This is a genomic window from Klebsiella electrica, assembly GCF_006711645.1.
GTDB lineage: Bacteria > Pseudomonadota > Gammaproteobacteria > Enterobacterales > Enterobacteriaceae > Klebsiella > Klebsiella electrica.
The window spans coordinates 4,954,986-4,979,107 of the sequence record NZ_CP041247.1 but is presented as its reverse complement, the minus strand read 5'-3'; the positions used below and the strand labels follow the sequence as shown (position 1 = coordinate 4,979,107).

The 24,122-nt window shown below is 56.4% G+C and carries 22 protein-coding genes and 1 riboswitch; of the genes, 6 read left to right on the top strand and 16 right to left on the bottom strand.

Going from position 1 to position 24,122, the window contains the following annotated elements; translation table 11 throughout:
- The first annotated feature begins 193 nt into the window (after positions 1-193).
- The gene (locus Electrica_RS23815; RefSeq protein ID WP_131050773.1) at positions 194-1,825 is read left to right on the top strand and encodes a Na/Pi cotransporter family protein; all 1,632 of its coding nucleotides are present in this window, start codon (positions 194-196) and stop codon (positions 1,823-1,825) included.
- Between the two features lie 437 nt (positions 1,826-2,262).
- On the opposite strand, the gene Electrica_RS23810 is transcribed toward Electrica_RS23815, so the two are convergent.
- From Electrica_RS23810 to Electrica_RS23775, 8 genes are all read right to left on the bottom strand, one after another.
- Positions 2,263-3,075, bottom strand: a complete 813-nt coding sequence (locus Electrica_RS23810) for a shikimate 5-dehydrogenase (RefSeq protein ID WP_131050774.1) — start codon at positions 3,073-3,075, stop codon at positions 2,263-2,265.
- Positions 3,068-4,297 (bottom strand): L-sorbose 1-phosphate reductase, encoded by a 1,230-nt coding sequence (gene sorE / locus Electrica_RS23805; RefSeq protein WP_141965634.1) that lies wholly within the window; start codon positions 4,295-4,297, stop codon positions 3,068-3,070. Before sorE ends, Electrica_RS23810 begins: the two co-directional genes overlap by 8 nt.
- A gap of 73 nt (positions 4,298-4,370) precedes the next feature.
- Positions 4,371-5,195 (bottom strand): PTS system mannose/fructose/sorbose family transporter subunit IID, encoded by an 825-nt coding sequence (locus Electrica_RS23800; RefSeq protein WP_131050776.1) that lies wholly within the window; start codon positions 5,193-5,195, stop codon positions 4,371-4,373.
- A gap of 11 nt (positions 5,196-5,206) precedes the next feature.
- Positions 5,207-6,004, bottom strand: a complete 798-nt coding sequence (locus Electrica_RS23795; RefSeq protein ID WP_141965632.1) for a PTS mannose/fructose/sorbose transporter subunit IIC — start codon at positions 6,002-6,004, stop codon at positions 5,207-5,209.
- A gap of 173 nt (positions 6,005-6,177) precedes the next feature.
- Positions 6,178-6,672, bottom strand: a complete 495-nt coding sequence (locus tag Electrica_RS23790; protein ID WP_131049843.1) for a mannose/fructose/sorbose PTS transporter subunit IIB — start codon at positions 6,670-6,672, stop codon at positions 6,178-6,180.
- The gene (locus tag Electrica_RS23785; RefSeq protein WP_141965631.1) at positions 6,672-7,079 is read right to left on the bottom strand and encodes a mannose/fructose/sorbose PTS transporter subunit IIA; all 408 of its coding nucleotides are present in this window, start codon (positions 7,077-7,079) and stop codon (positions 6,672-6,674) included. The genes Electrica_RS23790 and Electrica_RS23785 overlap by 1 nt, the downstream gene beginning before the upstream one ends.
- A 9-nt stretch (positions 7,080-7,088) precedes the next feature.
- Positions 7,089-7,892 carry an SDR family oxidoreductase gene (locus Electrica_RS23780; protein ID WP_141965629.1) on the bottom strand — a complete coding sequence of 268 codons (804 nt, stop codon included), beginning with the start codon at positions 7,890-7,892 and terminating at the stop codon, positions 7,089-7,091.
- Between the two features lie 68 nt (positions 7,893-7,960).
- Positions 7,961-8,914 (bottom strand): sugar-binding transcriptional regulator, encoded by a 954-nt coding sequence (locus Electrica_RS23775; protein ID WP_131049846.1) that lies wholly within the window; start codon positions 8,912-8,914, stop codon positions 7,961-7,963.
- A 343-nt stretch (positions 8,915-9,257) separates the two neighbouring features.
- Here Electrica_RS23775 and rluF point away from each other — a divergent pair, with 343 nt between their 5' ends.
- Positions 9,258-10,136, top strand: a complete 879-nt coding sequence (gene rluF / locus Electrica_RS23770) for a 23S rRNA pseudouridine(2604) synthase RluF (protein WP_131049847.1) — start codon at positions 9,258-9,260, stop codon at positions 10,134-10,136.
- Here the strand turns inward: rluF and Electrica_RS23765 are convergent.
- The 3 genes from Electrica_RS23765 to lysC form a co-directional block, all read right to left on the bottom strand.
- On the bottom strand, positions 10,133-10,405 hold the full coding sequence (locus Electrica_RS23765) for a DUF3811 domain-containing protein (protein WP_141965627.1): 273 nt from the start codon (positions 10,403-10,405) through the stop codon (positions 10,133-10,135). The genes rluF and Electrica_RS23765 overlap by 4 nt on opposite strands.
- A 128-nt stretch (positions 10,406-10,533) precedes the next feature.
- Entirely contained in the window at positions 10,534-11,463 is a 930-nt protein-coding gene (gene panS, locus Electrica_RS23760) for a ketopantoate/pantoate/pantothenate transporter PanS (protein ID WP_100685286.1), read from the bottom strand.
- Positions 11,464-11,667: 204 nt separating this feature from the next.
- A complete protein-coding gene (gene lysC, locus Electrica_RS23755; RefSeq protein ID WP_100685287.1) occupies positions 11,668-13,017 on the bottom strand; it encodes a lysine-sensitive aspartokinase 3 in 1,350 nt (449 codons plus the stop codon).
- 168 nt (positions 13,018-13,185) lie between these two features.
- A riboswitch (Lysine riboswitch) is annotated at positions 13,186-13,418 on the bottom strand.
- A gap of 327 nt (positions 13,419-13,745) precedes the next feature.
- Between lysC and pgi the strand changes: the two genes are divergently transcribed.
- Positions 13,746-15,395 (top strand): glucose-6-phosphate isomerase, encoded by a 1,650-nt coding sequence (pgi, locus tag Electrica_RS23750; protein WP_100685288.1) that lies wholly within the window; start codon positions 13,746-13,748, stop codon positions 15,393-15,395.
- 288 nt (positions 15,396-15,683) lie between these two features.
- On the opposite strand, the gene Electrica_RS23745 is transcribed toward pgi, so the two are convergent.
- Both Electrica_RS23745 and Electrica_RS23740 read right to left on the bottom strand, forming a co-directional pair.
- The gene (locus Electrica_RS23745; RefSeq protein ID WP_131049848.1) at positions 15,684-16,139 is read right to left on the bottom strand and encodes an acyltransferase; all 456 of its coding nucleotides are present in this window, start codon (positions 16,137-16,139) and stop codon (positions 15,684-15,686) included.
- A gap of 8 nt (positions 16,140-16,147) precedes the next feature.
- Positions 16,148-16,657 carry a GNAT family N-acetyltransferase gene (locus Electrica_RS23740; protein WP_141965625.1) on the bottom strand — a complete coding sequence of 170 codons (510 nt, stop codon included), beginning with the start codon at positions 16,655-16,657 and terminating at the stop codon, positions 16,148-16,150.
- Between the two features lie 146 nt (positions 16,658-16,803).
- Here Electrica_RS23740 and psiE point away from each other — a divergent pair, with 146 nt between their 5' ends.
- The gene (gene psiE, locus Electrica_RS23735; RefSeq protein WP_100685291.1) at positions 16,804-17,214 is read left to right on the top strand and encodes a phosphate-starvation-inducible protein PsiE; all 411 of its coding nucleotides are present in this window, start codon (positions 16,804-16,806) and stop codon (positions 17,212-17,214) included.
- 194 nt (positions 17,215-17,408) lie between these two features.
- Here psiE and malG read toward each other — a convergent pair whose 3' ends face one another.
- From malG to malE, 3 genes are all read right to left on the bottom strand, one after another.
- Positions 17,409-18,299, bottom strand: a complete 891-nt coding sequence (malG, locus tag Electrica_RS23730) for a maltose ABC transporter permease MalG (protein WP_131049850.1) — start codon at positions 18,297-18,299, stop codon at positions 17,409-17,411.
- Between the two features lie 14 nt (positions 18,300-18,313).
- On the bottom strand, positions 18,314-19,858 hold the full coding sequence (gene malF, locus Electrica_RS23725) for a maltose ABC transporter permease MalF (protein WP_141965623.1): 1,545 nt from the start codon (positions 19,856-19,858) through the stop codon (positions 18,314-18,316).
- Positions 19,859-19,978: 120 nt separating this feature from the next.
- On the bottom strand, positions 19,979-21,169 hold the full coding sequence (malE, locus tag Electrica_RS23720; RefSeq protein ID WP_100685294.1) for a maltose/maltodextrin ABC transporter substrate-binding protein MalE: 1,191 nt from the start codon (positions 21,167-21,169) through the stop codon (positions 19,979-19,981).
- 369 nt (positions 21,170-21,538) lie between these two features.
- Here malE and malK point away from each other — a divergent pair, with 369 nt between their 5' ends.
- Together malK and Electrica_RS23710 are read left to right on the top strand one after the other, a co-directional pair.
- The gene (malK, locus tag Electrica_RS23715; protein ID WP_131049851.1) at positions 21,539-22,648 is read left to right on the top strand and encodes a maltose/maltodextrin ABC transporter ATP-binding protein MalK; all 1,110 of its coding nucleotides are present in this window, start codon (positions 21,539-21,541) and stop codon (positions 22,646-22,648) included.
- A 99-nt stretch (positions 22,649-22,747) separates the two neighbouring features.
- Positions 22,748-24,058, top strand: coding sequence for a maltoporin (locus tag Electrica_RS23710; RefSeq protein ID WP_141965621.1), 1,311 nt, complete (start codon positions 22,748-22,750; stop codon positions 24,056-24,058).
- Positions 24,059-24,122 lie beyond the last annotated feature (64 nt).

Sequence of the window (24,122 nt, the reverse complement as noted above, 5' to 3'; positions counted from 1 at the left end):
TTAGTTTACAACTTACAGGGCGCCATCGGGGCGCCCTGTCTCTTTATTGCTGCTAAACCCTTATACTGGGGTATTGATTCAGGACTGTCTGCTCTGACTGAGATTGTCCCGGACTATGTAGCCCGGCTAAGCGCAGCGCCGCCGGGGGAATCCCGGACGGTTTATCCGTCGGGTATAAGGAGAATAAGAATCCGTGTTAACTCTGCTGCATCTGTTGTCTGCTGTTGCCCTGCTGGTCTGGGGGACCCACATCGTTCGTACCGGCGTGATGCGCGTATTTGGCGCGCGCCTGCGTTCCGTCCTGAGTAGTAGCGTTGAGAAAAAACCGCTCGCCTTCTGCGCGGGGATTGGCGTCACGGCTCTGGTTCAGAGCAGTAATGCCACCACCATGCTGGTGACCTCATTTGTCGCTCAGGATCTGGTCGCGCTGACGCCTGCGCTGGTGATTGTGCTGGGGGCCGATGTGGGGACCGCATTGATGGCGAGGGTGCTGACCTTCGATCTGTCATGGCTGTCGCCGCTGCTGATTTTCATCGGCGTGATTTTTTTCCTTGGGCGCAAACAAACGCGCGCCGGCCAGCTCGGACGGGTGGGGATCGGTCTGGGACTGATTCTGTTAGCGCTGGAACTTATCGTGCAGGCGGTTCATCCCATCACCCAGGCAAATGGCGTGCAGGTGATTTTCGCCTCGCTGACCGGCGACATTATGCTGGATGCGCTGATTGGCGCCATGTTCGCCATTATCAGCTACTCCAGCCTGGCGGCCGTGCTGTTAACGGCAACCCTGACCTCAACCGGGGTGATTTCGTTTCCGGTCGCGCTGTGTCTGGTGATTGGCGCCAACCTCGGCTCGGGGATTCTGGCGATGATCAACAACGGCGCCGCCAACGCTTCTGCGCGCCGCGTGGCGCTCGGCAGTCTGTTGTTCAAGCTGGTGGGCAGCCTGATTATTCTGCCGTTTGTCCATGTGCTGGCCGAGGCGATGCACCGTATGCCGCTGCCGGAAGCGGAACTGGTTATCTACTTCCACGTCTTCTACAACCTGATTCGCTGCGTGGCGATGGTGCCGTTTGCCGAGCCCATGGCCAGACTCTGCAAGCGGATGATTCGTGAAGATCCCGAACAGGACCTCCATCTTAAACCAAAACATCTCGATACCACGGCGCTGGATACGCCGGCGCTGGCGTTGGCGAATGCCGCGCGCGAAACGTTGCGTATTGGCGACGCGATGGAGCAGATGCTCGGGGGGTTGCACAGGGTGATGCACGGCGAGCCGCGGGAGGAGAAGGAGCTGCGCAGGTTGGCTGACGATATCAACGTGCTCTACACGGCGATCAAGCTCTATCTGGCCCGCATGCCGAAAGACGAGCTGGCCGAAGAGGAGTCCCGCCGCTGGGCGGAGATCATCGAAATGGCGCTCAATCTGGAGCAGGCTTCCGATATCGTCGAAAGAATGGGCAGCGAAATCGCTGATAAATCGCTGGCGGCGCGCCGCGCCTTTTCGGAGGAAGGGCTGAAGGAGCTGGACGGGCTGTACGAGCAGCTGCTGAGCAACCTGCAGTTAGCGATGTCGGTCTTTTTCTCCAGCGATGTCCCAAGCGCGCGACGCCTGCGCCGCAACAAGCATCGTTTCCGTATTCTGAACCGTCGCTACTCGCACGCGCACGTCGACCGTCTGCACCAGCAGAACGTGCAGAGTATCGAAACCAGTTCGCTACATCTGGGGTTACTGGGGGATATGAAACGCCTGAACTCATTGTTCTGCTCGGTGGCATACAGCGTGATGGAGCAGCCGGATGAGGACGATGAGCGCGATGATTATTAAGCGCTTGTTGCCTGCCCCCCGGCTCGCGCTGCGCTTAGCCGGGCTACCGCTGTGCTTCACCGGGCGACGGTCCATCGTCGTCTGCGGACGGGTAGCCCGGACAGGTGCGTAGCACCGCCTCCGGGAAAAGTGTGGTCGGGGTTCAGAAACGGTGGCCTGCCCCCGGCTCGCGCTACGCTTAGCCGGGCTACCGCTACGCTTCACCGGGCTACCGTTGTGCTTCAACGGGCTTTTAGCCAGGTGATAGCGTCGCAAGCGATCCTACCACCGGTTGCCCACAGGCTCGCTGATATGGCTCACGATGTGGCAAGGCCGCGGGCGACACCGGGCCTCTTAGCCGCAGTGACGAGTAAGAAGAGGGGAACGGTTAAGGGGAGGCAAGAGTATGCAACCGGAGTCAAAAACTGCAGGAAGAGCGCCCTCCCTGGCGCCCAGACTTACCCTGCTCGCGCAAATGCCGCCGCCTCGTTGACCAGATCGGCATCCGGACGTACGCCGGTATAAAGTACGAATTGTTCCACCGCCTGTAGCGCAATCACCTCCGCGCCGCTGATAATTTGCTTATCCAGCGCCTGCGCCAGACGAATCAGCGGGGTTTCCGGCGGCAGGGCCACCACGTCAAACACCACCTGAGCCTGCTCAACCATCGGCTGACTGAACGCCAGGGTATCGCTTTGCGTACCGCCGGCCATGCCGAGCGGCGTGACGTTAACCAGAATATCGGCCTGGATTCCTTCAGGGTGCGGCTGCCACTGAAAACCGTACTGTTTCGCCAGCGCCAGGCCGCTATCACGATTGCGGGCGGCGATCACCACCTCGCGAAAGCCAGCGTCGCGAAAGGCGGCGATAACCGCTTTACCCATGCCGCCGCTGCCCTGAATCATCACGCTGGCATGAGTATCCAGCAGGCGGCGGTCTATCAGGCTCTTCACCGCAATATAGTCAGTATTGAGCCCGGTCAGCCTGCCGTGGTCGTTAACGATGGTATTGACCGAATCAATCACCCTGGCTGAAGGATCGATGGCGTCAAGGAAAGGCATACAGCTCTCTTTAAACGGCATCGAGACTGCGCAACCGCGAATGCCCAGCGCCCGTACCCCTCCTACCGCCGCGGCGATATCCTGCGTGGTAAAGGCTTTATAGATAAAATTTAGCCCCAGCTTCTCATACAGATAGTTGTGAAAACGGGTGCCGAAGTTGCCTGGGCGACCGGCCAGCGACATGCAGAGCTGTGTTTCGCGATTAATCATGAGTTATGTCCTGTGCGTGGGTCAGCAGATACTGTTCCGCTTCAGCGGACCAGATCCCATGATGACGGGCCATAATTGCCGCCAGCTCAGGGTCGGCAATGGCGCCAAGAGGGGTCAAGGGCAGCGATTTTTCGGTATACACCAGCTTTTTACCGCCGCCGACGGCCGGCAAATCGAGGGTGGTTTCGCCCGCCGCATTCAGCCCGAGAATATGAGTCACCACTTTCGCCGCCTGGACTTTTTTCTCCTGCATCAGCGCGACGGCGGCCCGCATATCGTCAGTATTACCGCCGGAAGTCCCGACGTAATGTGTAAAGGCATAATGCACATCGTAAAAGTTTATCGGCGCGCTGAACTGCTTATCCTGCGGACCGGCAAAGAAGTTCAGACAGCCGTCCGCGGCCAGCAGCGAAGACGCCATGGTAATCAGCTGCTCATTCGGCACGAAGACAAAAATATCATCAAAGCCGTGACCGCCGGTCAGCGCCATCAGCGTTTCGCGTCCGGCATCGTGGCCGTCGAGGTAATGGATCAGTGTTTGCGGCTCTGACGGATAGTGCTGGCGGGCGTAGCTCAGCTTCGGCTTATTGGTGTCGGTCACGACCAGCAGAGAAGGGTTCACCGGCCCATGCAGCGCATAGTCGATAGCCAGCAGCCCCATCGGCCCGGTACCGCCGAGGATCAGCGTGCGGCCCTGAGGCCGGATGCCCATCACATGGTTATAGCTCCCTTCCTGCAGATGATAGTTGGCGTTGAATGCGCCAATCACGCAGGAGAGCGGTTCGACCAGCGAGCCTTCAAACCAGCTATCGCCCTCCCAGGTGAGCAGACAATCTTGCGTCATGACCTCATCCGGGATCACCACGTGAGTCGCTTCGCCACCGATCCACGGGAAGGAGTAGCCGGGGCAATCGGGGCGATCCGGCAGCTGCAGGTTGGCCTGAATCACGTAGCGCTGACCGGCCTGGAATTTATGCTGCCACTTTTTGCCGACCGCGAGGATTTCGCCGCAGAATTCATGGCCGATGATGATCGGGTTCATCGCCACGTCGTCCGGCACTTTTTTATGGTTTTCCCCCTGGTTGGCCTCTTTCCAGGAAGAGAGGCACAGACTGTCGGTGACCACGCGGGCGAGGATCTCGTCATCCTGCATTTCCGGCAGTGCGAAGGTTTCCAGACGCAGGTCGCGTTTACCGTAAAGGCGTAGGGCCGTTGTTTTCATGTTTACCACCTCATCCCCTTTGACTGCGGGGTTAGCTTATTGAAGTGACCCCGGCGCGGCCGGGGCCGAATAATCAGGACAAGAAGCCCAGCGCGTTACCGATAATCCCCAGCCCGAACAGGGCAAAGATCAGCCATACCGGGTTAACTTTTTTATTGAGCAGGCGCACCATCAGCAGCGTCAGGCCCAGCGCCAGCAGGCCGGGACAAAGCTGGTCGAGGATGTTTTGTACGGTCATGGTGACGGTGGCACCATCGGCGCCCGGCGTTTGCGACACCACCAACGGCACGTGGATAGTGGTCCATTTGGTGACCAGCACGCCCATCACGAACAGCCCCAAAATGGAGGCCCCTTCGGTCAGTTTTTGCAGCAGGTTGCCGCCCATATCGCTGACGATATTGACCCCCTTACGGAAGCCGAGCTGCAGGCCGTACCATTTCATTGCCAGACGTACTGCATTGAAAATAAAGAAAAAGAGAAGTGGCCCAAGAACGTTCCCCGACAGCGCCAGCGACGCGCCGAGCGCCGCGGTAATCGGGCGTAAGGTGCCCCAGACCAGCGGATCGCCGACCCCGGCCAGCGGCCCCATCAGGCCAACTTTGATGCCGTTGATCGCCCCATCGTCGATGGCCGCGCCGTTGGCGCGCGCTTCTTCCATCGCCGCGGTGACGCCCAGCACCGGGCCGCAGACGGCGGGAGTGGTGTTGAAGAACACCAGATGGCGTTTTAGCGCCGCCACCTGATCCTCTTTTAGCGGATAGAGACGCTTGATCGCCGGGATCATGTCGTAGCAAAAGCCGAGACCATGAATACGTTCGAAGTTGAAGGAGGCCTGCTGCAGGTTGGAGCGCAGAAAGATGTTAACCAGGTCGCCTTGGGTGAGTTTTTTCGGTTCCATAACGGGCTCCATCAGTCGTCAAGTTGGTCAAGGGCGGTGGAGGAGGCGGTAGCCTGCCGGGGCTCGGCCTTGCGCCATTGCGGGTTCAGCTGGATATAAATCAGCGCGATAATGACCCCCACGCCGCCGAAGGCCAGCAGGCTGAAATCGAGATAGCCTCCCGCCAGAAAACCGAGGAAAAAGAACGGCATCAGGTATTTGACGCCCATCATGCGCAGCACCATGGCGTAGCCCACCACCACAATAAAACCGCCGGCGATTTGCAGGCCGCGGGTGACAAATTCCGGGATGGCGCTCAGCATGCTGCTGACCATGTCGGCGCTGACAAACAGCGAGACCACCAGAGCCGGAATCGCGACGCGGAGCGCCTGTACGCCCAGCGCCGAGATATGCAGTATGTCGATAGTGCGAAAACGCGCCTCTTCTGCCGCCTTGTCCGCTGCGTGTTGAAACACCACCGTGATGGTGCGGGCGAAAACGGTGAGTACCTGGCCTGCCGCGGCCACCGGTAGCGCGATGGCGATCCCGGTGGCGATGCTTTGATGGCCGACGATAACCAGAATCGCGGAGATGATGCTGGCCAGCGCCGAATCCGGCGATTGCGCGGCGCCGACGTTCATCCAGCCGAGCGCGATCAGCTCCAGCGTGCCGCCGAGCATAATCCCGGTTTTTAAATCACCGAGAATTAAGCCGATGACCGTGCAGGCAATTAACGGGCGGTGCGTCTGAAATTCATCCAATACGCTGCCCATCCCGGCAATACAGGAAAAAAGAAATATGGCGATTATTTGTAGGGTACTGATTTCCATAATATGTCACCTTGAGGGTATGCAAATCCCTGCCTGTTACGGCATTAACACGGTCTTACTCTGACGGTCATGGCATGGGTTTTATATTTTTAAACTTGTCACCAGGTATTGTGCTAAGTCTATCTCCAGGGTGTACCACTCAGAATAACGATGTGCAAAATACAGGCGCTGTTTTATTCTGTAAAAGAGTGCTGGTTTATTTTGTCGAGAATATTGATGGATGGATCTGACGCCACCACGCGTAAATCCAGGTTAACGCCCAGTTTATCCAGTTCACGAAACGCATGAATATCTTCATCGTCTAAAGATACCGCCTTGGTTAATTGTTTTTTACCCGGTCGCCAGGCCATGCCACCAATATTTAAAGTGGCAATATTGACCCCTTGCCTGACCATCGTTAAAACATCCTGGGGATTGGTAAATAAATAAAACACGGTCTCGTTCTGGTATTGCGGATTGTGATAAACGGCGACCGCTTTTTCGAGGTTAACAACATTGACCTTCATGCCCGGAGGCGCGGCCTGGCGGAGTAAAGTCCGCCGCACCTCGTCGTTATAAGCGTCATCGTTGCAGATAATAATGCGCTGAGCGTTGGCGACTTTTGACCATACGGTAGTCACCTGGCCATGGATCAGGCGGTCATCAATACGGGCAAGCGTAATATTCATCAAAAATCCTCCTCAATGGTTTCCGGCTGTCGCCAGACCACGCAGCACTGGCTGGCGATGGTCATCAGATGGGCGCACAGGGCGTCTGCGGTCAGGGTTTGCTGGTTATCCACCAGTTCCAGCGCCAGCGGTAAAGAGAGGCCGCTGATGACCCGCAGTCGCGGGTTTTTCATCGCCAGCCCGGCAGCGGCATTCCACGGGCTGCCGCACTGTAAATCGACGGCGATCAGCCACTCGCTATCATTGTGAGTGCTTACTAACTCATTCAGTCTGGTGGCGATGTCGCTGGCGTTTTCGCCGGGCATAAACGCCACCGCGCTGGCCGTGACGTCGCCATAGACCATCCGCACCGAATCCAGCATGGCGCAGGCCAATTGACCGTGGGCGCAGAAAATCACATTCACCATATCGACTCCTTATCCGCGGGTTTTACCGCCGGCGATGTTAGTGGTTACTCCGGTTATGTAGTTTGCCCGCTCTGACAGCAGATAGCAGACATAGTCGGCCACTTCGCTCAGACGACCGGAGCGACCAATCGGAATCGCATTTTTGCTATAGCCCGCGCGCAGTTGCTCGACGGTGATGTTGCGCGTCCAGGCCAGTGCTTCTTCGTATTCTGGCGTGCGCAACCCGGTTTTTTCGAGGATGCCTGGCGCTACGCCCACGACGCGGATACCGTGTTTCCCCAGCTCTTTGGACCATGAACGCGTGAAGCTATTCAGCGCGGCCTTGGTTGCGGCATAGCAACTCTGACCTTCAGAGCCTTCCAGTCCGCTTTCCGACGAGACGTTAACAATGACCCCTGCGCGCTGTTTCACCATCTGCCGGGCCACCGCCTGCGACATCAAAAAGACCCCTTTTTGGTTGATGTTCACCATCTTTTCAAAAGCGGCTTCATTGAGTTCGTAGCGTCCTGCCGGGGCTTTCTCATCGACGAGGAGACGCGGGAAATTCACTCCGGCATTATTTACCAGACCATCGATACGACCGTATTGTTGAATAATTTGCTCGACAGTGTGATTCACCTCGCTGGCGCTGGAAATATCCGTTGGCCAGAATCTGTAATGGTCAGTCTGGTGATGCTTATCGCCGCCGTGAATATCGGTCATGTGGACATTGGCGCCGAGACTTAATAATTCATCAACAATGGCCAGGCCAATTCCCGAAGCGCCGCCGGTAACAATAATGATTTTATCTTGCAGATTTAGCCATGTTTGCATAATCGTCATCTCATTTTCAGGTAAAGGGATCCCACGCAGAGCAAACTGCGTCAAAGGGGGAACGTCTTTTATTTCAGTAACAGCTCTGCGGTTTCTCGATTTGTCACCAGGCAGTTAATATAACCGCCGCGCAATGCGCCGATAATACCGCTATATTTTTCTTCACCGATGGCGATACCTACGGAATAACGCACCTGTTTTAATCGGGCAATATCGATGGAGAGTGTCTTTTCATTCATATTGGTTTCAACGGCGATACCGTTGATATCATAAAAGCGTGAACAAATATCGCCGGCGACGTGCCGCGCGTTGAGATCATCGCTCTCTTCGCTACCATAAAACGCATGCCAGTTGGCGCCATCGCGAATCGCCGGGGAACCGATGCCCACCAGCGCCACATCGAGATTCTCCCAGTAGGATGAAATCGTTTTAAAATGCCGGGACTGCATAATACCGTTGCGAATCAAGGTGTTTTCCAGCAGCGCCGGGAAGTCAGCAAGATGCGATTCGGCTTTCAGCCGCGCAGCGGCGCCGTAGGTCAGCGTGTTCACATGATACCGGCTCTCCAGCTTGCCCGAGGGGCCGCCGATAATCGGTACGCAAATCACCTGCCGCGACTGGCTGGCCTGCGGGAGCGTTTCGACCAGCGCACGGACCGCCCGTCCCCAGGAAAAGCCGATAATATCGCCAGGCTCAAGCAGGCGGTCGATCAACTGAGCGCCATGCTGTCCGATAGTGCTCAACTGCTCCTCTTCCTGCGATGATTCGCAGGAAGCCACCACCGCCTCTTTGAGACCGAATTTTTCTTTCAGCTGCTGTTCCAGCCACAGATTTTCGTTGTAGTCGTAGTTGATGGCGATGGTGACGATACCCTGCTCGCGACCGCGTTTCAGCAGGCGGCTGATGGTGGTGCGGTAAATACCCAGCTCGCGGGCAATCTGCGCCTGGGTCATGTCCTGCTCATAGTAGAGCTGGGCAACTTTGACTATTAAGCGGATATCATCGCTATTTTCGATCGCCATCGTGGAACTCCTGCACATTTGTGCAAACGACATTCTTGCTCACTTGATCTGATATAACCCCAACCATCGCCGGCGACAAAGCAATTTTCCGCTATTTCATCACTATAAGGTGGCGGTTTGTTTTGCACATTTGATTGCTGACCTGCCTGGAGATGGCACGTTTGTGCAGGTTGAGCTAATGGTTTGATTCTGCTTATTTTCGCCGGACAGAATTGCACGGGACAGGGGGGAACACTTTTGTGGAGAAAGGTGTGACGGATCACATTTAGCGGCTAACCGGAGCAACGCGATTATTTTTGATTGTCCGCGGCCTGAGGTATATTTCGCTTTTACAGGAGAATTTATGCTGCCAGACTCATCAACCCGACTCAATAAATACATCAGTGAAAGCGGAATTTGCTCGCGTCGCGAAGCCGATCGCTACATTGAACAAGGCAATGTTTTTATCAATGGCAAGCGCGCGGCCATTGGCGATCAGGTCAATCCTGGCGATGTCGTGAAGGTCAACGGTCAATTGATCGAACCGCGCGAGGCCGAAGATCTGGTGTTCATCGCCTTGAATAAACCGGTCGGTATTGTCAGCACAACGGAAGACAGCGAGCGCGATAACATTGTGGATTTCGTTAACCACAGCAAGCGCGTCTTCCCGATTGGTCGACTGGACAAAGACTCTCAGGGGCTGATCTTTCTGACCAACCACGGCGATCTGGTGAATAAGATCCTGCGTGCCGGCAACGATCACGAAAAAGAGTATCTGGTGACGGTGGACAAGCCGGTGACCGACGAGTTTATCCGCGGCATGGGAGCCGGGGTACCGATTCTCGGTACGGTAACGAAGAAGTGCAAAGTCAGGAAGGAAGCGCCGTTGGTGTTCCGCATTACCCTGATTCAGGGCCTGAACCGGCAGATTCGCCGGATGTGCGAGCACTTTGGCTATGAAGTCACGAAGCTTGAACGGACGCGCATCATGAACGTCGGGCTGTCGGGATTGCCGCTCGGTGAGTGGCGCGACCTGACGGATGATGAGCTGGTGGCGCTGTTTAAGCTGATTGAGAATTCGTCCTCTGAGGCTAAACCGAAGGCGAAAGCCAAACCGAAAACCGCCGGGATCAAACGTCCGGTGGTGAAGGTTGAAAAGAGCAATGAGAAAAACGAGAAAGGACGCCCGGCGTCTAACGGAAAACGTTTTACTCAGCCGGGGCGGAAAAAGAAAGGGCGTTAACGCCTGCCGCGCGTTGGCGTGCTCGCTGACCACGAAAATGAGGCTTCGCTATCGGGTTTGTAGGCCTGCTTTTTCTTTAGCTGGCGGGCCTTTTTCGCGTCGGCTTCACGCAGCGCCATCAGCTTGTCGATGTACTCTTTCTTGACGGCGTTGGTCTCGGCGTTGGTCAGCGCTCGACCGTGCGCAATCCGGGTCCGGTCAAGCAGCGTTTTGAGTTCGCGTTGCTCGCGCTCTGTCATCTCTTTTTGCGTAATGCGGGGAAGTGCCATAGTGGTGCCCTCAGTCTGCCGGATAACCCAGTGTACGGTAATCGCGGGCTGACGGACAGCGCGTTAGCCTCGTAGAAGAGGGCGCAGACGGGGAAAATACCCGGGCCGTTGGCCCGGGCGACGGAATATCAGCGTGTGTTCTCGTTTTTGGCGGTAGGTTTTCCCGACCAGTAGCCCGCCAGCAGCGAACCGGACAGGTTGTGCCAGACTGAAAACAGCGCGCCGGGCAACGCAGCGAGCGGGCCGAAGTAGATTTTCCCCAGCGCAGCGGCAAGACCGGAGTTTTGCATCCCCACTTCAATCGCCAGCGTCCGACAGGTTGACTCGTCAAAGCCAAACAGCCGCCCGCCCCAGTAGCCGCCGAGCAGACCGATGGCGTTATGCAGGATCACCGCGACAATGACCACCAGGCCCACCGAGGCGATATGCGAGGCGGAACCGGCGACGACGGCGCTGATGATCGCCAGGATGCAGATCATCGAGAAGGCAGGCAGAAAAGGCTCAACCGCTTTCACCACTTTGGGCAGCGTATGGTGAATCACCAGCCCCAGCGCAATCGGGATCACCACGATCTGCAGGATGCTGAGCAGCATCCCCATGACATCGACCTGAATGTGCGCATCCACATACAGTCGCGTCAGCAGCGGCGTCGCCACCACACCGACCAGCGTAGAAACCGATGAGATGGTGACAGACAGCGCCACATCGCCTTTTGCGAGATAGATCATCACGTTCGATGCGGTCCCGCTGGCGACGCTCCCGACCAGCACCATACCGGCGGAAAGCTCGGGCGGCATATGGAACAGCAGCGCCAGCGCCCAGGCGGCGAGGGGCATCACCAGATAGTGAAGAAAAATACCTGCGGCCACCGGCGCCGGGCGCGACAGCACGCGCTTAAAGTCGTCCAGTTTCAGATGCACCCCCATTCCGAACATGATGAGCATCAGCAGCGTGGTCACCCATGGCCCGACGGGGGTAAAGGTCGACGGGGTGTAATAAGCCAGAACAGAGAGCAGCAGCGCCCATAACGGGAACAGCCTCGTCAGAATAGCGAGCATGTTGTTTTCCTTGCGATTAACGCCTCATCTTTCGGACTATGCCAGCGCAGGCGGTGCCTGTTTTCCCGGACACGTTGTCTGCCGTGCATCAAGGAGCGTTCACCGGCCAGCCGTCCGAACGATGGAGGGGGGTTGTGTTGATATAGTTATAAAAAAGCCGGGTTCGAGCCCGGCTATAGGTAATATTTATCGCGTGAAGAAATATTATTCAAATAAATTATGATGCAATTTCTGCACGACTTTCTCGGCATCCGCGCCGGGTACCAGGAAGCAGAGGTTGTGGCTGGAGGCGCCGTAGCAAATCATACGAATATTGAACGGCTCCAGGACGCCGAAAACTTCTTTGCCCACGCCACAGGCGCGCGACAATTCGTTACCGATTAACGCCACCAGCGCCAGATCCTGCTCCACTTCTACGCGGCACAGGGAAGAGAGCTCGGTCAACAGCGCCTGGGTCAGCAGTGTATCGGTGGCGGAGGTCGAACCGGTGGTATCCATGGTCAACGCAACGCTGACTTCGGATGTGGTTATCAGATCCACGGAGATATTGTGCCGCGCGAGGATGCCGAACACTTCCGCCAGGAAGCCGCGCGAGTGCAGCATATTCAGGCTATGCAGCGTCAGCAGCGTCTGGCGACGGCGCAGGGCCAGCGCGCGGAACAGCGGCGGATTTTCGGTTTTATTGCACACCAGCGTTCCGCCGGCGGTGGGTTCTTTGCTGGAGCCGACGAAGACCGGGATATCGCTACGTACGGCGGGCAGCAGGGTGGCCGGATGAAGCACTTTGGCGCCAAAGGTGGCCATTTCGGCCGCCTCGGCAAAGGCGATGACATCGATACGTTTTGCCGCCGGCGCGACGCGCGGGTCGGTGGTGTAGATCCCCGGGACATCGGTCCAGATGTCGACACGGCTGGCGTTCAAGGCTTCGCCCAGCAGAGCGGCGGTATAGTCGCTGCCGCCGCGGCCCAGCGTAGTGGTACGACCTTTGGCTTCGCTGCCGATAAAGCCCTGAGTGACCACCAGACCTTCAGCCAGGCGCGGAGTCAGCTGCAGCTGCGTCAGCTCGGCGAGTGCGGCAATGTCCGGCTCGGCGCGGCCGAAGCGATCGCTGGTGCGCATAATTTTACGCACATCGAACCACTGTGACGCGATACCGCGCTCGCGGAGAATTTCGACAAACAGCAGGGTGGACATCAGTTCGCCATGGCTGACCAGTTCGTCGGTCAGCGCCGCGGAACTTGCCAGCGCAGCGGCTTCCGCCAGGGTGGTGATATTTTCCAGCAGGCGCTCGATCTCTTCGCGAATCACGTTGGGATAGCGCAGGCGCTCCAGGATATTGAATTGAATCTGGCGCAGGGATTCGAGCTTTTCAAAACGCTCAGCGGGTTCCAGCCCTTCAGCCAAAGCAACCAGAAGATTGGTCACACCCGCAGAGGCCGATAACACCACGACGCGCGTGTTCTCATCAAGTCGCGCAACATCAACGCTGCGATTCATGGCATCGAAATCGGCAACGCTGGTGCCGCCGAATTTGGCTACAACTAAATCTGTCATAACAACCTCGTGTCAGGGGGGCCTGACTTATTAAAACGATTCCTGAGTGGGGCTGGACACCAGCTTACAGTAATAAAATGTCTTAATAAGCCAGGCCAAATTATTCAGCCATGGCACAAGGGAAGAGCGAAAAACAGGGTGGGCGCAGAGCAATAAACAGCTACGATGTCACCCAGAAGTGCTCCACCTTGTAGACCCGCTCCCCGACGCCTTGCGTCAGTTCCTGGGTATGAAACGCCCGACTGCGAACGTTTCTGGTGACAACCCAGGGGATTCAGCCCCTGTGGCCGGTGATGTGCGTACCAGACGCTTTATCACCTCGGCGTTGCTCCCCCTCACGTATTTTCGCCGGACTGGTTCCTCCAATACGGTTACCTGGGCAACGCACCTCTTCTGGCAATTACCGACGTCTTTCACTTTGCCTGAGGCGCTGGTGATTATCCCAGCAATACCCTTTCGCTGTAGCGTGAAATGCGCGAGCAATACAAGTGCAGTTATATAAAGGCTTCGGAGCGGGTATGTCAACGCTGCGGTTATGCGGATTTTTCATGCTCGGGGGATTAACAGAAAAAAGCCTTATGATGACTATACTCGTAGAGGCTTTTTGCTCCGATCTGACCCTGTTCCTGACGCGTGTCATAGGCATGACATAAAAATCATCACAATTTTTTGCCGCCGGCGCTACAATCGACCGCAGTCACAATTCTCAAATCAGAAGAGTATTGCTAATGAAAAACATCAACCCAACGCAGACCTCTGCCTGGCAGGCATTACAGAAACACTTTGATGAAATGAAAGATGTCACTATCAGCGAGCTTTTTGCGCAAGACAGCGACCGTTTTTCTAAGTTTTCCGCAACGTTCGACGATCTGATGCTGGTGGATTTTTCAAAAAACCGCATTACCGAAGAGACGCTGGCTAAACTGCAGGCTCTGGCGAAAGAGACCGATCTGGCAGCGGCTATCAAGTCCATGTTCTCCGGTGAGAAGATCAACCGCACTGAAGATCGCGCGGTTCTGCATGTTGCTCTGCGCAACCGTAGCAATACCCCGATTATTGTTGATGGCAAAGATGTGATGCCGGAAGTGAATGCTGTTCTCGAAAAGATGAAGCATTTCTCTGAAGCGATCATCTCAGGCAGCTGGAAAGGCTATACCGGTAAAGCGATTACCGACGTCGTGAATATCGGTATCGGCGGCTCTGACCTCGGCCCGTTCATGGTGACCGAAGCGCTGCGTCCGTATAAAAACCACCTTAATATGCACTTTGTCTCTAACGTCGACGGCACCCACATCGCCGAAGTGCTGAAGGGCGTAAACCCGGAAACCACGCTGTTCCTGGTCGCCTCTAAAACCTTTACCACCCAGGAAACCATGACCAACGCCCACAGCGCGCGCGACTGGTTCCTGAGCACCGCCGGTGACGAAAAACACGTGGCGAAGCACTTCGCGGCGCTCTCCACCAACGGCAAAGCGGTGGGTGAGTTCGGCATCGATACCGCTAACATGTTCGAGTTCTGGGACTGGGTTGGCGGTCGCTACTCGCTGTGGTCAGCGATTGGTCTGTCGATCATCCTGTCCGTGGGCTTCGACAACTTTGTTGAGCTGCTCTCCGGCGCGCATGCGATGGACAAACACTTCTCCACCACTGCGGCAGAGAAAAACCTGCCGGTGCTGCTGGCGCTGATCGGTATCTGGTACAACAACTTCTTCGGCGCGGAAACCGAAGCCATTCTGCCGTATGACCAGTACATGCACCGCTTTGCGGCCTACTTCCAGCAGGGCAACATGGAATCTAACGGCAAATACGTTGACCGTAACGGCAACGCCGTGGATTACCAGACCGGCCCGATCATCTGGGGTGAACCGGGTACCAACGGTCAGCACGCGTTCTACCAGCTGATCCACCAGGGCACTAAGATGGTACCGTGCGATTTTATCGCCCCGGCTATTACTCATAACCCGCTCTCCGATCACCATCCGAAGCTGCTGTCTAACTTCTTTGCACAGACCGAGGCGCTGGCGTTCGGTAAATCCCGCGAAGTGGTTGAGCAGGAATATCGTGACCAGGGTAAAGATCCGGCAACCCTGGATCACGTGGTGCCGTTCAAAGTGTTCGAAGGCAACCGCCCAACCAACTCCATCCTGCTGCGCGAAATCACCCCGTTCAGCCTGGGCGCGCTGATTGCTCTGTATGAGCATAAGATCTTCACTCAGGGCGCGATCCTCAACATCTTCACCTTCGACCAGTGGGGCGTTGAGTTAGGCAAACAGCTGGCAAACCGCATTCTGCCAGAGCTGAAAGATGGTGCAGAAATCAGCAGCCACGACAGCTCGACCAACGGCCTGATCAACCGTTACAAAGCCTGGCGCGCATAAGTCGCGGGTGCCTGAATACCGGTCAGGGCGATCGGTATTCAGGCTATGTGCTTTTGTGCACTCGCCCGGCGGCGCGTTGCTTGCGCGGGCCTACGGAGTGTGTGTTGCTGGCCGGGTAAGGCGCTATCGGGCTATGTGCTTTTGTGCCTTCGCCCGGCGGCGCGTCGCTTGCGCGGGCCTACGGACTGTGTTTTGTAGGCCGTGCAAGGCGTCAGCCGCCGCCCGGCAGATATCCGGGCATAACCGCGAACCGATCTCAATGCCGACCTTCCGGGTCGGCATTTTTGCTTATAGCCGCCGCAGCAGTTTCGCCGGGTTTCCTGCCCACACGCCTTTTTCTGTTATCGATTTCGTGACCACGCTCCCTGCGCCAATCACCGCGCCATCGCAGATGCTGACCGCCAGAATGGCCGCGCCGCTGCCGATAGAGACATCGTTCCCGATGGTAATTCGCCCCCAGTTTTCCCGGTTGGCATCGGGACGCCCCTCGCGAAACATATCGTTGGCAAACATCACGCCGTGGCCGATAAAGCAACGCTCGCCGATCGTGACATACTCGCAGATAAAGGTATGGGACTGGATTTTACTGTCGGCGCCGATGCGCGTATTACCCTGAATTTCGACGAATGGCCCGACGAAAACGTTATCGCCAAGCGTGCAGTCATAGAGATTGGCAGGCTGATAAATCACCACGTTCTCGCCGCTGGCGACGTTACGGATGCCGGTTTCACGAAGAGTGTGCATAGCGTCCCTCAGATAGGTTTGGCCAGAATATGTAGTGTGCTCATCTGGGTCGCGGAGCGGAACAGGCTGTCTTTCACATATTGCATACCTGAGCGCTCATAAAAACGCCTGGCGCCAGGATTGCTGGCGAGGACTTCTAGCCACAGCCAGTCGTCGCCCGCCGCCTTTGCCCGCGCCGCAACGGCGCTAAAAATCTGCTCACCGTAGCCATGCCCTGTTTCAGCAGGCAGTAAATAGAGCTTATGCAGCAACGTGCCGTGCGGGCCATCGGCCGCCATCGGCTGGTGGCAGCTGTATTTCGCGAAGCCGACAGGATGCTGGTCTTCGGCAATCAGCCAGCAGCTGCGCTCATCGGCGAGACTGCGTTGAAGCGAGGGCAGGGAGTACTCCTGCTGGAGAAAGAGCGCCAGCTCACTGGCGCTATGCCAGAGATGGGTAAAGTGGTGACGATAGCTGGCGTTCCCCATTTTACTCAGCAGGGGAGCGTCTTCCCGGTGCGCCGTACGTATTGTCAGCATTGCTGTTTCCTTTTTAACCCGTCAGTCTGGCAAGTGATTGTTACATTTGACGCAACAGACGCAAAAAGTTAACGAAAAATATCGATCTGGATCACATTTTTGCGTTATACAGATCGGCAGGAATAATGAAGATAAGAGGTGTACCTATGCCGCCGGTCTATCGTCCGTTGGTCAATTTTGTGGCGACCGCCATGCAGGCGGTTTTGAATCTGGCGCTGTTGTGCCTCGGGATAATCCTGGTGGTTTTCCTGGGGAAAGAGACATTCCATCTGGCGCATGTCCTGTTTACTCCGGAACCGGTCAGTAAGTACAAGCTGGTCGAAGGGCTGGTGGTCTATTTTCTCTATTTCGAATTTATCGCGCTGATTGTGAAGTACTTTGAGTCGGGCTTTCACTTCCCGCTGCGCTATTTCGTCTATATCGGCATTACGGCGATTGTGCGCCTGATTATTGTCGATCACGAATCGCCCATGGCGGTACTTATCTATTCGGCAGCGATCCTGATTCTGGTGATTACGCTGTGGCTGTGTAACTCCAACCGGCTGAAACGCGAATAAAAAAAGCGGCCTCAAGAGGCCGCTGACCAACAGTCACAAAACTTAATTTATGTAGGGTCCAGTTGAGGATAGCAGTGGCATTTGCCTTACTTTTTCAACTGAGGGCGGTAGTTGCCGTACCCGGTTGGGGTTCGTGTACAGCACCTAAAGCACCGTCCCTGCGCTGAAATTTGGGGCGGGTATAACGATGAAACTTAACCTTTCACCCCGCCCGCCGTCAGGCCGTTAACCAGCCAGCGCTGGGCCAGCAGGAAGACAACCGTAATCGGAATGGCGGAGAGCACCGCCGCAGCGGCAAAGTCGCCCCACAGGTAGTTCTGCGGGTTGAGATACTGTTGCATACCGACGGCCAGGGTATAGCTGTTCACATCGCGCAGCAGCAGCGAGGCCACCGGCACTTCGGTAATTGCGGCAATGAACGACAGAATAAACACCACCGCCAGAATCGGTACCGACAGCGGCAGCAGGACCAGACGGAAGGCCTGCCACGGCGTCGCGCCATCCAGCGCCGCCGCTTCTTCCAGCGAGCCGTCGATGGTTTCGAAGTAGCCCTTAATCGTCCAGACGTGCAGCGCAATCCCGCCCATATAGGCGAAGATAACGCCGCCGTGAGTATTCAGGCCGACAAACGGCAAATACTGGCCGAGGCGGTCAAACAAGGCGTATAACGCCACCAGCGACAGCACCGCCGGGAACATCTGGAAAATCAGCATCCCCTTCAGCAGGGTCGCTTTGCCCGGGAAGCGCATACGGGCGAAGGCGTAGGCGCAGGTCGTGGAGAGCGCCACGATACCGATGGCGGTGATCCCGGCCACTTTCACCGAGTTCCACAGCCACAGCAGCACCGGGAAAGGTGGCGGGGTGACGCGGCCATCCGCATGCTCGACGCTGAAGCCCAGCGCCAGCCGCCAGTGCTCCCAGGAGATCTGGTCCGGGATCAGGCTACCGGTGGCGAAGTTACCCTCGCGCAGCGAGATAGCAATCACCATCAGCAGCGGGAACATGATCGCCGCGATGAAAACCAGCAGCAGGAGGTGCGTGGTGAATAAACGCAGCTTCTGAGATTTGGGTTGTACCATAGCCATGTTCAGAGCCCTCCTTAATCGAATTTCATTCGTGTGGCTTTCAGGTTAACAATCGCCAGTACGCCTACCAGCAGGAAGATCAGGGTGGCTATCGCCGCTGCCAGACCAAAGTCCTGACCGCCGCCGCCTTCGAAGGCGATACGGTAGGTGTAGCTGACCAGCAGGTCGGTATAGCCGGCCGGCGTGGTCGTGCCGAGACGGTCCGGGCCACCGTTGGTCAACAGCTGAATCAGCACGAAGTTGTTAAAATTAAAGGCGAAGCTGGCGATCATCAGCGGCGTCAGCGGCTTAATCAGCAGCGGCAGCGTAATCTTAAAGAAGTTCTGGAATGGACCGGCGCCGTCCATTGCCGAAGCTTCGTACAGATCGTCAGGGATCGCTTTCAGCAGGCCCATGCACAGAATCATCATGTACGGGTAGCCCAGCCAGGTGTTGACGATAACGATCATCGAACGCGCGGTGGTCGGATCGCTGAACCAGGCTGGCTTGATGCCGAACAGCGCGCTGAGCATCATGTTGATTTCACCAAAGCTCTGGTTGAACAGCCCTTTGAAAATCAGAATCGAGATAAACGACGGCACGGCGTAAGGCAGAATCAGCAGAACGCGGTAAATCGCTTTACCTTTCAAGGATTCCCACTGCACGAGGCAGGCGAGGACCATGCCCACGGCCACGGTCAGAATCACGGTCAGGACTGAGAAGACCACCGTCCAGACGAAGATAGCGAAGAACGGTTTCTGAATCCCTTCATCGGTAAAGACGCGGGTGAAATTATCCCAGCCGATCCCGACGGTGTAGCCCGGACTCAGCTTCTCAGCGCCCCAGCTACCGTCGGCATTGATGGACTGGTAGAAACCGACGTCATTGTTCGGCCGATATTTTACGCCGCTCTGGTTGTTGGCCAGCGTGCCATCGTTTGCCAGCGTATACAGCGATTGGGTGCCGGAGAACTGGCGCAGTGAACTCATGACAACTTTGCTGTCGTCAGGCAGGATGGCGGTCAGCTGGTTCAGCGCCGTGCGGTTTTGCGTGATGATACGCAGGTTCGCGCGTTCGCCTTCCGGCAGCGCTTCACCTTCTTTTAAAGCCAGTTTCTGCTCGCCGCCCAGCCTGAAGGCGTCGGAGACATAATTTTTGCCGCTGTCGCCATCGGTCAGCGCCAGTTTCCACTCATCTCCCGCCGGAAACAGCGAGAAGTTGTAGGATTTACCGGCCTGGAATGAGCGGTCCATCAGCACTGCCTGAGCGCGCTCAAAGGTCAGCTGGTTGGTGCTGCTGTAGTTGGTGAAGGCGATGGCGATGGTGCAGACCAGCGGGAACAGGACGAACAGCCCCATCCCGGCGAGACCCGGGTAGACATAGCGCCAGGCATAGGCCTTGCGGTTGGTGAAGATATACAGACCCGCTGAGCTTAAAATCAGCGTCAGGATGGCAAACAGGTACTCCCCCTGGGCGTACATCAAAACAACAAGGTAACCCACCAGCAGGCACAGCAAGCCAATCACAGACCATGTCAGCTGCGGGCTTTGCCACCAGTGTTTCTTTTTAACGACATCCATGGGGTTCTTCCTCTACAACGATGGAGACTTATCGTCAGGTGGCGCTGCGCTGACCTGACCTACGGATCGTGCCGTAGTCGTAGGGCGGGTAAGCGCACGCGCTACCCGCCGTTTTTCTGCTTACTTAGTGATACGAGACTGGGCGTCTTTCAGAGCGGCATCGACGGTCTGACGACCGCTAGCTGCGTTGATAACCGCGGTGCGTACGGCATACCAGAAGGCGGACATCTGTGGGATGTTCGGCATGATTTCGCCTTTCTGGGCGTTCGCCATGGTGGCGGCGATACGCGGGTCTTTCTCCAGTTTTTCCTGGAAAGATTTCAGCGCAACAGCGCCCAGCGGTTTGTCCTTGTTCACTTCGTCCAGGCCCTGGTCGGTCAGCAGGTAGTTTTCGAGGAACTCTTTCGCCAGCTCTTTGTTCGGGCTGGCGGCGTTGATACCGGCGCTCAGTACGCCAACGAACGGTTTAGACGGTTTGCCTTTGAATGTGGGCAGCAGGGTGACGCCGTAGTTGATCTTGCTCTTATCGATGTTCGACCACGCCCACGGACCGTTGATGGTCATCGCGGTTTCGCCTTTGTTGAAGGCTGCTTCAGCGATGGAGTAATCGGTATCGGCGTTCATGTGTTTATTCTTGATGAGGTCAACCAGGAAGGTCAGACCGGCTTTCGCGCCAGCGTTGTCGACGCCCACGTTTTTGACGTCATACTTGCCGTTTTCAAATTTGAACGCATACCCGCCGTCAGCGGCGATCAGCGGCCAGGTGAAGTACGGTTCCTGCAGGTTGAACATCAGCGCGCTTTTACCTTTCGCTTTCAGTTCTTTATCCAGCGCCGGGATCTCTTCCCAGGTTTTCGGCGGATTCGGGACCAGGTCTTTGTTGTAAATCAGCGACAGCGCTTCAACCGCGATAGGGTAGGCGATCAGTTTGCCGTTATAGCGTACGGCATCCCAGGTAAACGGATAGAGTTTGTCCTGGAACGCTTTGTCCGGGGAGATTTCAGCCAGCAGGCCAGATTGTGCATAGCCACCGAAACGGTCATGAGCCCAGAAGATGATGTCCGGGCCGTCGCCAGTCGCCGCGACCTGCGGGAATTTCTCTTCCAGCTTATCCGGATGTTCGATGGAAACTTTAATGCCGGTGTCTTTTTCAAACTTCTTACCCACTTCGGCGAGACCGTTATAGCCTTTGTCGCCGTTAATCCAGATAACCAGCTTACCTTCTTCAATTTTGGCGAGGGCAGAGGCGGAAAACATCATCGTCGTCAATGCAGACAACGCGAGGATGCGAGCGCCGGTTTTGATTTTCATATACCAGTCCTTTTTGGTGATGTGCTCGTGGATACACTTAGGTGGCTTAACGGTGATGAGTTTCCTTTTTTAACAACCCCTTTCCATCCTCCCCGTGTCTACGCCCCACCCGCGGTTTGTGTGATCTGCATTGCAGAAATGCGCGTATTGGGGTCTGGAGCACATAAAAGCGAGGCCATTTTTGCTACCTGCATCACGAAAATGGCTTGGCCTCGCCATCCCCCGCTACGAGGGGCAATCTCTCATCCTCCCGTCTCCTCCCCCATAAAAAAGGCGGGGGTGGAGGATTCAACAGGTAAATGAATGCCGCATAGTCAGCCCATCTTGAATGTGTCTGTTAGTGACAGGTTGTAACGAAGGGAGATGGGGATGGCGAGCGTACAGCTGCGAAATATAACGAAAGCCTGGGGTGACGTGGTGGTATCGAAAGATATCAATCTCGACATTCAGGAAGGGGAGTTCGTGGTGTTTGTCGGGCCATCGGGCTGCGGCAAATCGACCCTGCTGCGTATGATCGCCGGGCTGGAAACCATAACCAGCGGTGATTTATTTATTGGCGATGCGCGAATGAACGACATCCCCCCGGCCGAACGCGGCATCGGGATGGTGTTCCAGTCTTATGCGCTTTACCCTCATCTTTCCGTTGCGGAAAACATGTCTTTCGGCCTCAAGCTGGCCGGCGCTAAAAAAGATTTAATTAACCAGCGCGTCACTCAGGTGGCGGAAGTCCTGCAGCTGGCGCATCTGCTGGAGCGTAAACCGAAGGCATTATCCGGTGGACAGCGTCAGCGTGTGGCGATTGGCCGTACCCTGGTGGCCGAACCCCGCGTGTTCCTGCTCGATGAACCGCTGTCTAACCTCGACGCCGCGCTGCGTGTGCAGATGCGTATCGAAATCTCCCGCCTGCATAAGCGCCTTGGGCGCACGATGATCTACGTGACCCACGATCAGGTCGAAGCGATGACGCTGGCCGACAAAATTGTGGTGCTGGACGCTGGCCGCGTGGCGCAGGTCGGGAAACCGCTGGAACTGTATCACTACCCGGCCGATCGCTTTGTCGCCGGCTTTATTGGCTCGCCAAAGATGAACTTCCTGCCGGTAAAAGTGACCGCAACCGCCATTGAGCAAGTTCAGGTTGAGTTGCCGAACCATCAGCATGTCTGGCTGCCGGTAGACAGCGCCCGCGTTCAGGTTGGCGCCAATATGTCCTTAGGTATCCGCCCGGAACATCTGCTGCCCAGCGATATCGCCGACGTCACCCTCGAAGGGGTCGTTCAGGTGGTTGAGCAGCTTGGTCACGAAACACAAATTCATATCCAGATCCCCGCCATCCGTCAAAACCTGGTTTACCGCCAGAACGACGTGGTGTTGGTAGAAGAGGGAGCCACATTCGCTATCGGTTTGCCGCCAGAGCGCTGCCATTTATTCCGTGAGGATGGTACGGCGTGTCGTCGGTTGCATAAAGAGCCGGGCGTATAAGGCTTCCCATTAAAAAAAACACGAACCCCTTAGCGCGCTGCAGGCAGGCATAACGACGGGCGAAGTGTTCAAAGAAAAGCAATGATCTCAGGAGATAGAATGATGATTACTCTGCGCAAACTTCCACTGGCGGTAGCCGTCGCGGCAGGCGTTATGTCTGCTCAGGCGCTGGCCGTCGATTTCCACGGTTATGCCCGTTCCGGTATCGGCTGGACCGGCAGCGGCGGTGAACAACAGTGCTTCCAGGCAACCGGTGCTCAAAGTAAATACCGTCTTGGTAACGAATGTGAAACCTATGCGGAATTAAAACTGGGTCAGGAAGTCTGGAAAGAAGGTGATAAGAGCTTCTACTTCGATACTAACGTTGCCTACTCCGTATCGCAGCGAAATGACTGGGAATCCACCAGCCCGGCATTCCGTGAAGCCAACGTGCAGGGTAAAAACCTGATCGACTGGCTGCCAGGCTCCACCATCTGGGCCGGTAAGCGTTTCTACCAGCGTCATGACGTGCACATGATCGACTTCTACTACTGGGATATCTCCGGTCCTGGTGCGGGTCTTGAAAACGTCGATCTGGGCTTCGGTAAACTCTCTCTGGCGGCGACCCGTTCTTCTGAATCCGGCGGTTCGGCAACTTTCGCCGATCGTGATGCGCTGGGTAACCGCGTCTATGACAACATCGTGCCGAACGACGTCTTCGACGTGCGTTTAGCGCAGATGGAAATCAACCCGGGCGGCACGCTGGAACTGGGTGTTGACTACGGTCATACCAACGTTCCGGATAAATACTACCTGCAGCCAGATGCGTCTAAAGATGGCTGGATGTTCACCGCTGAACACACCCAGAGCATCCTGAAAGGTTACAACAAGTTTGTGCTGCAGTACGCCACCGACGCGATGACCTCTAACGGTAAAGGCGTTCCGCAGGGCGGCAGCATCAACAACGACGGTTCCATGTGGCGCGTGCTTGACCACGGCGCAGTCTCTCTGGCTGACGATTGGGACATGATGTACGTGGCGATGTACCAGGATGTCAACCTGGACAACAACAACGGCACCAAATGGTGGACCGTCGGCGTGCGTCCTATGTACAAATGGACGCCGATCATGAGCACCCTGCTGGAAGTGGGCTACGACAACGTGAAGTCGCAGAAAACCGGCGACAGCAACAACCAGTACAAAATTACCCTGGCGCAACAGTGGCAGGCGGGCGACAGCATCTGGTCCCGTCCGGCGATTCGTCTGTTCGCCACCTACGCCAAGTGGGATGATAAATGGGGCTACGCGAACGGTGATTCCGGCGCGGGCTACACCTCCGGCGTGGCGTACAACGACACTTCTGCGAAGACCTTCAGCCGTGGCGACAGCGACGAGTGGACCTTCGGTGCCCAGATGGAAATCTGGTGGTAATCCAACCTGACGTGTGATGACCAAAAGAGGGGCGCAAGCCCCTCTGTCTTCGGCTCAGCGGGCT

Bases quoted from the DNA above. Each gene is read 5' to 3' on its own strand.
- Electrica_RS23810 (WP_131050774.1), bottom strand. From the start codon at position 3,075: ATGATTAATCGCGAAACACAGCTCTGCATGTCGCTGGCCGGTCGCCCA.
- sorE (WP_141965634.1), bottom strand. From the start codon at position 4,297: ATGAAAACAACGGCCCTACGCCTTTACGGTAAACGCGACCTGCGTCTG.
- Electrica_RS23800 (WP_131050776.1), bottom strand. From the start codon at position 5,195: ATGGAACCGAAAAAACTCACCCAAGGCGACCTGGTTAACATCTTTCTG.
- Electrica_RS23795 (WP_141965632.1), bottom strand. From the start codon at position 6,004: ATGGAAATCAGTACCCTACAAATAATCGCCATATTTCTTTTTTCCTGT.
- Electrica_RS23790 (WP_131049843.1), bottom strand. From the start codon at position 6,672: ATGAATATTACGCTTGCCCGTATTGATGACCGCCTGATCCATGGCCAG.
- Electrica_RS23785 (WP_141965631.1), bottom strand. From the start codon at position 7,079: ATGGTGAATGTGATTTTCTGCGCCCACGGTCAATTGGCCTGCGCCATG.
- Electrica_RS23780 (WP_141965629.1), bottom strand. From the start codon at position 7,892: ATGCAAACATGGCTAAATCTGCAAGATAAAATCATTATTGTTACCGGC.
- Electrica_RS23775 (WP_131049846.1), bottom strand. From the start codon at position 8,914: ATGGCGATCGAAAATAGCGATGATATCCGCTTAATAGTCAAAGTTGCC.
- rluF (WP_131049847.1), top strand. From the start codon at position 9,258: ATGCTGCCAGACTCATCAACCCGACTCAATAAATACATCAGTGAAAGC.
- Electrica_RS23765 (WP_141965627.1), bottom strand. From the start codon at position 10,405: ATGGCACTTCCCCGCATTACGCAAAAAGAGATGACAGAGCGCGAGCAA.
- panS (WP_100685286.1), bottom strand. From the start codon at position 11,463: ATGCTCGCTATTCTGACGAGGCTGTTCCCGTTATGGGCGCTGCTGCTC.
- lysC (WP_100685287.1), bottom strand. From the start codon at position 13,017: ATGACAGATTTAGTTGTAGCCAAATTCGGCGGCACCAGCGTTGCCGAT.
- pgi (WP_100685288.1), top strand. From the start codon at position 13,746: ATGAAAAACATCAACCCAACGCAGACCTCTGCCTGGCAGGCATTACAG.
- Electrica_RS23745 (WP_131049848.1), bottom strand. From the start codon at position 16,139: ATGCACACTCTTCGTGAAACCGGCATCCGTAACGTCGCCAGCGGCGAG.
- Electrica_RS23740 (WP_141965625.1), bottom strand. From the start codon at position 16,657: ATGCTGACAATACGTACGGCGCACCGGGAAGACGCTCCCCTGCTGAGT.
- psiE (WP_100685291.1), top strand. From the start codon at position 16,804: ATGCCGCCGGTCTATCGTCCGTTGGTCAATTTTGTGGCGACCGCCATG.
- malG (WP_131049850.1), bottom strand. From the start codon at position 18,299: ATGGCTATGGTACAACCCAAATCTCAGAAGCTGCGTTTATTCACCACG.
- malF (WP_141965623.1), bottom strand. From the start codon at position 19,858: ATGGATGTCGTTAAAAAGAAACACTGGTGGCAAAGCCCGCAGCTGACA.
- malE (WP_100685294.1), bottom strand. From the start codon at position 21,169: ATGAAAATCAAAACCGGCGCTCGCATCCTCGCGTTGTCTGCATTGACG.
- malK (WP_131049851.1), top strand. From the start codon at position 21,539: ATGGCGAGCGTACAGCTGCGAAATATAACGAAAGCCTGGGGTGACGTG.
- Electrica_RS23710 (WP_141965621.1), top strand. From the start codon at position 22,748: ATGATGATTACTCTGCGCAAACTTCCACTGGCGGTAGCCGTCGCGGCA.